This window comes from Enterococcus sp. HMSC076E04 (assembly GCF_001814285.1).
GTDB classification, from domain to species: domain Bacteria; phylum Bacillota; class Bacilli; order Lactobacillales; family Enterococcaceae; genus Enterococcus_B; species Enterococcus_B lactis.
Genome location: NZ_KV815624.1, coordinates 1 through 461, shown reverse-complemented (window position 1 = coordinate 461; position 461 = coordinate 1). Strand labels below are relative to the sequence as shown.

Below are 461 nucleotides of genomic sequence, written 5' to 3'. Positions count from 1 at the left end.
AGCAGATTGTGTTTCAGCAACAGGGGCTGCTTGTGTTTCTGTTTGAACCGTTTCTTGTACAACAGGTTGTTCAGCTTGGACTGGTGCTTCTTGAACGGCTGCTTGAGGTTCAGCAGCTGCTTGTGCAGAGCCTTCTGTTGGAATCGTTAATTGTTGTCCTGAGTAGATCAGGTTAATGTCAGAAATTGAATTTGATTCTGCAATGGCATTGATCAAGGAGTTGTCACCAACGTATTTTTGAGAAATCGTTGATAGAGTATCACCTGATTGAACGGTATAAGCTTCGTCCGCATGAGCAGTCGTTCCCATGAAGAATGCAGCACCGGCAGCCAAAGTTGTTCCAAAAAGTAAAGTTTTAAGTGATGTCATGAAAAATCTCCTTTATTCGTTAAAAAGTTTTATTTGTTGTGTTCAACGAGGAATACTTTAACACGTGAAAATATTTCATAGGTAAAAGAAGC

1 protein-coding gene is annotated in these 461 nt (G+C 40.3%); it reads right to left on the bottom strand.

All coding sequences use genetic code 11. The features are described 5' to 3' along the window. Positions 1 to 369, bottom strand: a 369-nt coding sequence (locus HMPREF2961_RS10510; protein WP_024636453.1) for a LysM peptidoglycan-binding domain-containing protein, incomplete at its 3' end; no start/stop codon positions are given. Between the last annotated feature and the right edge of the window lie 92 nt (positions 370 to 461).